The organism is Mycobacterium sp. PS03-16 (genome assembly GCF_004570325.1).
Classification (GTDB): domain Bacteria; phylum Actinomycetota; class Actinomycetes; order Mycobacteriales; family Mycobacteriaceae; genus Mycobacterium.
In genome coordinates this window covers 186,271-193,376 of sequence record NZ_SPQO01000009.1, presented here as the reverse complement: position 1 = coordinate 193,376, position 7,106 = coordinate 186,271, and the positions used below count along the sequence as shown (strand labels likewise).

General features: G+C 70.1%; 10 protein-coding genes. 1 reads left to right on the top strand and 9 read right to left on the bottom strand.

Annotated elements, in window-relative coordinates; all coding sequences use genetic code 11:
- Nucleotides 1-126 (top strand): integrase core domain-containing protein (locus E4P42_RS10810; RefSeq protein WP_167759318.1); only part of this gene is annotated, 126 nt, incomplete at its 5' end.
- Nucleotides 127-153: 27 nt separating this feature from the next.
- On the opposite strand, the gene E4P42_RS10805 is transcribed toward E4P42_RS10810, so the two are convergent.
- From E4P42_RS10805 to E4P42_RS10765, 9 genes are all read right to left on the bottom strand, one after another.
- Complete coding sequence (locus E4P42_RS10805) at nucleotides 154-348, bottom strand: helix-turn-helix domain-containing protein (RefSeq protein WP_135125992.1); 195 nt, start codon at nucleotides 346-348, stop codon at nucleotides 154-156.
- Between the two features lie 146 nt (nucleotides 349-494).
- Nucleotides 495-2,123: an ABC-F family ATP-binding cassette domain-containing protein gene (locus E4P42_RS10800; RefSeq protein ID WP_135125990.1), complete on the bottom strand. Its 1,629-nt coding sequence runs from the start codon at nucleotides 2,121-2,123 to the stop codon at nucleotides 495-497.
- Nucleotides 2,124-2,254: 131 nt separating this feature from the next.
- Nucleotides 2,255-3,088, bottom strand: a complete 834-nt coding sequence (locus E4P42_RS10795; protein WP_135125988.1) for an enoyl-CoA hydratase — start codon at nucleotides 3,086-3,088, stop codon at nucleotides 2,255-2,257.
- Between the two features lie 18 nt (nucleotides 3,089-3,106).
- The gene (gene trxA / locus E4P42_RS10790; RefSeq protein ID WP_135125986.1) at nucleotides 3,107-3,472 is read right to left on the bottom strand and encodes a thioredoxin; all 366 of its coding nucleotides are present in this window, start codon (nucleotides 3,470-3,472) and stop codon (nucleotides 3,107-3,109) included.
- Between the two features lie 75 nt (nucleotides 3,473-3,547).
- A complete protein-coding gene (locus tag E4P42_RS10785) occupies nucleotides 3,548-4,450 on the bottom strand; it encodes a bifunctional helix-turn-helix transcriptional regulator/GNAT family N-acetyltransferase (RefSeq protein ID WP_135125984.1) in 903 nt (300 codons plus the stop codon).
- Nucleotides 4,451-4,459: 9 nt separating this feature from the next.
- Entirely contained in the window at nucleotides 4,460-5,008 is a 549-nt protein-coding gene (locus E4P42_RS10780; protein ID WP_135125982.1) for a hypothetical protein, read from the bottom strand.
- 36 nt (nucleotides 5,009-5,044) lie between these two features.
- On the bottom strand, nucleotides 5,045-5,392 hold the full coding sequence (locus tag E4P42_RS10775; RefSeq protein WP_135125980.1) for a metal-sulfur cluster assembly factor: 348 nt from the start codon (nucleotides 5,390-5,392) through the stop codon (nucleotides 5,045-5,047).
- Nucleotides 5,389-5,847: a Fe-S cluster assembly sulfur transfer protein SufU gene (sufU, locus tag E4P42_RS10770; RefSeq protein ID WP_135125978.1), complete on the bottom strand. Its 459-nt coding sequence runs from the start codon at nucleotides 5,845-5,847 to the stop codon at nucleotides 5,389-5,391. Before sufU ends, E4P42_RS10775 begins: the two co-directional genes overlap by 4 nt.
- The gene (locus E4P42_RS10765) at nucleotides 5,844-7,103 is read right to left on the bottom strand and encodes a cysteine desulfurase (RefSeq protein ID WP_135125976.1); all 1,260 of its coding nucleotides are present in this window, start codon (nucleotides 7,101-7,103) and stop codon (nucleotides 5,844-5,846) included. Before E4P42_RS10765 ends, sufU begins: the two co-directional genes overlap by 4 nt.
- Between the last annotated feature and the right edge of the window lie 3 nt (nucleotides 7,104-7,106).

The following is a 7,106-nucleotide window of genomic DNA, read 5'->3' as shown; positions in this document are numbered from 1 at the left end:
CAGGTCTTCACCACCAACGACGCCCGCTGCGCAGCCCTTGCCCCCTGGCTCGACTACTACAACAATCAACGCCGCCATTCAGCCCTCGGAGGACAACCCCCGACCAGCCGACTGTCACCAACCTGACCGCCGAGTACACCTAGAGCGGTGGCGTCAGCTGGCGCGGCGGGTGCGGTGATTGGGGCCGCCGCGGCTACGCATCGTGGTGCCCGATTCGCGCAGCATGCTGTGGATCGATCCGTACGAGCGGCCGGTCGATGCCACGAGCGACCGGATGCTCGCGCCCCCCTCGTACGCGGTCCGCAACTCGGTCAGCAGATCTTCCCGGGACTTGTTGGACTTCTTCATGACATCTCCCCGCTAGGAATGCCCCGACTGCCCCGACGTACCCCAGCGTAGAAACGGTTAATCCGCTGGAAAGGTCAATTTCGTGAAACGATTCGCAATTCGACTCTAGGTCAGGCAAACCTATGCTCACCCGGGCCCGGCGGGGCTCAGGCGAGCTCGATGAGGTCCCGGTATTCCTCGGACCAGAAGTCCTCGGTGCCGTCGGGCAGCAGCACCACGCGCTGCGGGTTGAGCGCCTCGGCCGCGCCGGGATCGTGGGTCACCAGCACCACCGCACCGACATAGCTGCGCAGCGCGTCGAGGACCTGCTCGCGCGAGGCCGGATCGAGGTTGTTGGTCGGCTCGTCGAGCAGCAGGACGTTCGCGGTCGACGCGACGAGCCCGGCCAGCGCCAGCCGCGTCTTCTCGCCGCCGGACAGCGTGCCGGCCGGCTGGTCGAGCTGCGCGCCGCTGAACATGAAGGCGCCCAACAGGCCTCGCAGATCCTGCTCACCGGTGTCGGGTGCGGCGTGGCGGATGTTCTCCCACACCGTCGCGTGATCGTCGAGCGTGTCGTGTTCCTGGGCGAAGTAGCCCATCTTCAGGCCGTGACCCGGTTCCAGGCCGCCCGCATCGGGGGTCTCCACCCCGGCCAGCAGCCGCAGCAGCGTGGTCTTGCCGGCACCGTTGAGGCCGAGCACCACGACCCGCGATCCCCGGTCGATCGCCAGGTCCAGCCCGGTGAACACCTCCAGGGAGCCGTAGTTCTTCGTCAGCCCCTTGGCCACCAGCGGTGTGCGGCCGCACGGGGCGGGGTCGGGGAACTTGATGCGAGCCACCTTGTCGGCCACCCGCTCTTCGTCGAGGGCCGCCATCATCCGTTCGGCGCGGCGCAGCATGTTCTGTGCGGCAACCGCTTTGGTGGCCTTGGCGCCCATTTTGGCGGCCTGCGCCCGCAGCGCGGAGGCCTTCTTCTCGGCGTTGGCGCGTTCGCGCCGGCGGCGCTGCTCGTCGGTGGCCCTGGCGTCGAGGTACTTCTGCCAGGTCATGTTGTAGACGTCGACCTCGCCGCGGACCGCATCGAGGAACCACACCCGATTGACGACGGCGGCGAGCAGTTCCACGTTGTGGCTGATCACCACCAACCCGCCGGTGTGGTTCTGCAGGAAGTCGCGCAGCCAGGTGATCGAGTCGGCGTCGAGGTGGTTGGTCGGCTCGTCGAGCAGCAGCGTCGTCGCCGAGCCGGAACCGGAGTCGCTGGCGGCGAACAGGATGCGCGCCAGTTCGATGCGGCGGCGCTGCCCGCCGGACAGCGTGCGCAACGACTGAGTGAGCACCCGCTCCGGCAGGCCGAGGCTGGCGCAGATCCGGCCGGCCTCGCTCTCGGCGGCGTATCCGCCCAGCGCCGAGAACCGTTCCTCGAGTTGGCCGTAGCGGCGCACGGCCTTGTCGCGGGCGGCGTCGTCGGCCACCTCGGCCATCAGCACCTGCTGCTTCTCCAGGTCGGAGAGCAGGGTGTCGAGACCGCGCGCGGACAGCACCCGGTCGCGCGCGAGCACGTCGAGGTCGCCCTCGCGCGGGTCCTGGGGCAGATAGCCCACCTCACCGCTGCGGGTCACCGCACCGGCGTAGGGTTCGCCCTCCCCGGCCAGGATCCGCATGGTCGTGGTCTTGCCCGCACCGTTGCGCCCGACCAGGCCGATCCGGTCGCCGGCCTGGACGCGCAGTGCGGCGCCTTCGGCGTAGAGCAGCGTACGCGCCCCGGCGCGGACCTCGAGGTCCGTTGCGGTGATCACGGGCGCGACTCTCCTGACGGGTACGAATGCATGTGGGCACGGCAGCGCCCGACGCCGCGATGAGCGGCTTGTTCGAGGTTAGTCGCAGGCGGGGCGCCGACGCCAACCGATAACCGCTGGGGTGGCCGCGCTCACTGCCTCTCGTCGGTGAAGACGGCGGGTCGCTTCTCGGCGCGGGCGGCGACCGCCTCCTCGAAGTTTGCCGTCAGCAACCGCACGTAGAGCTGTCCGAGCCCTTCGGCCTGCATGTGGGCTTCCAGGCTGCCTGCGTCCAGCCCGCTCCACAGCGTGCGTTTGGTCAGCTCGACGCCGGGCCGCGAGTACGCGGCGATGCGCTCAACGATGTCGTAACACGCCTCGAGCAGGTCGTCCTCGGGCACACACCGCGACACCAGCCCGATGCGTTCGGCCTCCTCGGCATCGACGTCGCGGCCGGTGAGCATGATCTCGAAGGCCCGCGATGACCCGATCGCTCGCGGCAGCAGATAGCTCAACCCCAGCTCGCTGGCGGTCAGCCCGTTGTTGATGCCCGCGGCGCGGAAGTACGCGCCGGATGCGGCGACCCGGATGTCGGCGGCCAGCGCCAGGCACAGACCCCCGCCGATCGCCGCCCCGTTCACCGCGGCGATGACGGGCTGATGCATCTTGCGCAGCGCCAGGATGACGTCGTCGAGCACTTCCATGGACCGCAGCGCGTAGCTCGGCCGGGTGAGCCCGGCGACATGCGGGACCGAGCCCGCGGACTTGTGGTCGGCCCCGGAGGAGAAACCGCGACCCGCCCCGGTGAGCACGACGGCGCGCACGTCGTTGTCATAGGTCAGTTCGCCGAGCACCGCCCGCAGCGGCACCATGACGTCGAACGCCATGGAGTTCATCCGCTCCGGGCGGTTGAGCGTCACCAGCGCGACGTGCGGGCGCGGCCGCTCGACGAGGACGTATTGATCGTGTTCGGTCACACACCGCACGCTATCGCGTGCGGCACGTCACTGCGGCTGGCCGTTGTCCTGCGCGGCGATCGCGGCGTCGACGTCGAATTCCTTGACCTTCTGCACCAGGTCCTCCAGCGCCGCGGGTGGCAGCGCGCCGGCCTGGTTGAAGACCAACTTGCCCTTCTTGAAGGCCATCAGCGTCGGGATCGACCGGATGTCGGCGGCCGCGGCCAGCGCCTGCTCAGCCTCGGTGTCGACCTTGGCGTACACGACGTCGGGGTGCTTTTCGGCCGAGGCGGCGAAGGTCGGCGCGAACTGCTTACACGGGCCGCACCAGGACGCCCAGAAGTCGACGAGCACGATCTCGTTCTCGGTGATCGTGTCGTTGAACTCTTCGGCGGTGATGTCTCGCGTGGTCATGGTCCTCCTAACGCGGGTACGACGGCAGATGTTCCCGGGGCGCCGAGCGCGCAAACGGCCGCCGCCGGGCCCCGCTCAGGCTTCCGGCGGCGCGGCGTCGTGGAGGGGTTTCTCGTACCAGTGGTCGGCATAGGGCTCGTCGCTGAAAGGGGCGACCTCGCGGTAGCCGGCACTGCGGTACATCCCGATCGCCTCGATGAGCTCGCTGCGGGTGTCCAGCCGCATCAGCCGCACACCGTGCGCCCCGGCCCGGGCTTCGAGTTCGGCCAGGAGGCGCCGGCCCAGCCCGAGTCCCCGCACCGAAGGCGACACCCACATCCGCTTCACCAGCCCGACCGCTTCGGGGTACCACACCAGCGCCCCGCACCCGACGGGGTCGTCGTGCAGGTAGGCGACCAGCAGCAGGCCGTGCGGCGGGGTCATCTCCGCCTCGGCCACCGGGCTGAGCGCCGGGTCGTAGCCTTCCGAGAAGCGGTCCGCCAGTTCGGCGTAGTACGTCCGCAGACACGCCTGCGCGTCCGCTTGATCCGGATCGCGCTGGCGCACAACGACGGTCGATGCGGTCAACAGCCGCTCGACGTCAGCCATCGCGGCCACCAGCCGATCCCGCTGTTGCGGGTTCAGCGGCGCGAGGATGGCCGCGGCGGCGTCATCGGAGCGGCGGTTGAGCGAGGCGAGCTCGGATCGACCCGCGGCGGTGAGCCGGGCGGTGCGTACCCGCGCGTCGGCGGCGCTGGTCTCGGTGACGATCAGCCCGCTCGCCTCCAATGCCCGCAGCAGCCGGCTGAGGTATCCGGAGTCGAGGTCGAGCCGCGCCCGCAGCGCCCGCAGATCGCATCCGTCGGCGCCGATCTCCCACAGCAGCCGGTTCTGCGCCAGTGACCGCTCCGAGGCCAGGAACTGCTCGTGGAGGGCGCCGATGCGCTGGGTGACGGTGCGGTTGAAGCGGCGCACCTGCGCCACCTTGTCCCGAGTCATTCTCTGACCTTAGTCAGAGGAATGCGTGCGGGCCAGGTTCGCCGCGCGATCCACATTGGTCAGCAGCTCTGCCCGGCGCCGCGGCCACCACAGCACCTCGAATCCGAGAAGCGCGAGGTAGATGACGGAGGCGACGACGTTGCCCCACGAGCCGTAGGCCGCGTCCCAGACCGCGGTGCCGACGGCGACGATCAGGAGCACCGCGATGAGCCGGCGCAGCGGCCGGTCGCGGTCGGCGGCCTCATGCAGGCCGCGGCAGTAGCCGAGCAGCGGTGCGGCCAGCGGCGGGTCGATAGCGTCACCGCGTCGGGCCGCCGACACCACCGTGACTCGCTGCGCCCCGTCGAGGTCCGCGGCGCCCGGCCAGTACCGCGCCATCCGGCGGGCGGCCAGCACGCCCAGCATGGCACCGACGATCACGAACACGAGGGCCCCGACCGCGGGCACACCGGAATCCAGCCACGCCATCACACCGGCGAACAGGCCGGTCGCGGCACCCACGGTCAGCGCTCTGCGGGCGAACCCGCCGCGCCACACCGGTGCCGGCACGGTGATCACAGCGTGATTGTGGCCTCTCGGCCCTCCGCTGTGGGGCTAGACGGTGAAGCCCAGCGCGCGCAGCTGCTCGCGGCCGTCCTCGGTGATCTTGTCCGGACCCCACGGCGGGTTCCACACCCAGTTGATGCGGATCTCGTTGACCAGGCCGGCGCCGACGAGCGCGGTGCGCGACTGGTCCTCGATCACGTCGGTCAGCGGGCAGGCCGCCGACGTGAGAGTCATGTCGATCAGCGCGACGTTGCCGCCGTCGGCCTGTTCGACGTCGAGGCCGTAGACCAGTCCGAGGTCGACGACGTTGATCCCCAGCTCGGGGTCGACGACGTCGCGCATCGCCTCTTCGAGGTCGGCCAGCAGTTCCTCGTTGGGGGCTGCGGTGTCGCTCATGTTGTCTCCTGAGTTTCCGGGGATGCCTGGGCGAGCGCATCCTTGAAGGCCATCCAGCCGAGCAGCGCGCACTTCACGCGCGCCGGGTACTTGGCGACGCCGGCGAAGGCGATGCCGTCACCGATCACGTCCTCGTCTCCCTCGACGGTGCCCCGTGAGGACACCATCTCGGTGAACGCGGCGACGGTCTTGAGCGCGTCGCCCACCGTCGCACCGATCACCTGGTCGGTGAGCACCGAGGTGGCCGCCTGGCTGATCGAACAGCCCTGACCGTCGTAGGACACGTCGGTGACCGTCTCGCCGTCGTCGCTCAGCGCGACGCGCAACGTCACCTCGTCCCCGCAGGTCGGGTTGACGTGATGCACCTCGGCGCCGAACGGTTCGCGCAGTCCGCGCGCGTGCGGATGCTTGTAGTGATCCAGGATGATGTCCTGGTACAGCGATTCGATCTTCACGCGAAGAACTCCACGGCCCGCCGGACACCGGCCACCAGCCGGTCCACCTCGTCGAGCGTGTTGTACACCGCGAACGACGCGCGGGCGGTGGCCGCGATCCCGAAGCGGCGGTGCAGCGGCCACGCGCAGTGGTGACCCACCCGCACGGCCACGCCGTCGTCGTCGAGCACCTGCCCGACGTCGTGGGCGTGGACGCCGTCGATCACGAACGACACCGGCGATCCGCGGTCGGCCATCGTTGTCGGACCGATGATCCGCACCCCGTCGACACCGGCCAGACCGTCCAGTGCGGCGGCCACCAGCTCGCGTTCGTGCTCCTCGACCGCGATCATCCCGATGTCGCCCAGATACCGGGCCGCGGCAGCCAACCCGACGACCTGCGACGTCATCGGCGTGCCGGCCTCGAACCGCTGCGGGGCGGGCGCGTAGGTGGCGCCCTCCATCGTCACGGTCTCGATCATCGAGCCGCCGGTGAGGAACGGCGGCATCGCCGCCAGCAGGTCACGCCGGGCGTACAGTGCGCCGATCCCGGTGGGCCCCAGCATCTTGTGGCCGGAGAACGCGGCGTAGTCCACGCCGAGCGCGGCGAAGTCGACCGGCTGGTGCGGGACGGACTGGCAGGCGTCCAGGACGGTCAGCGCGCCCACGGCGTGCGCCCGCGACACCAGCTCGGCGACCGGGGCGATCGCGCCGGTGACGTTGGAGTGGTGGCTGAACGCCACGACCTTCACCCGCTCGTCGAGCGTCAGCGAGTCCAGGTCGATGCGGCCCTGATCGGTGACCGAGTACCACTTCAGCGTCGCCCCGGTACGTCGGGCCAGTTCCTGCCACGGGATCAGGTTGGCGTGGTGTTCGAGTTCGGTGGTGACGATGACGTCGCCGGGCCCGACCGCGTGACCGTCGAACCGGCTGTCCCCGAGCGTGTACGCGACGAGGTTCAGTGCCTCGGTGGCGTTCTTGGTGAACACCAGCTCGTCGGGACCGGCGCCGACGAACGCGGCGATGTCGGCACGGCCCTGTTCGTAGGCGTCGGACGCCTCCTCCATCAGCTGGTGGGCACCTCGGTGCACTGCCCCGTAGGAGGTGGTGAGGAAGTCGCGTTCGGCGTCGAGCACCGGCAGCGGACGCTGCGACGTCGCCCCGGAGTCCAGGTACGCCAGCCGGTTACCGCCCCGCATCACCCGCTGCAGGATCGGGAAGTCCGCGCGGACCTTCTCCACGTCGGCCACGTCCAGGCGGTGGGCCGCGGTGGTCATGGT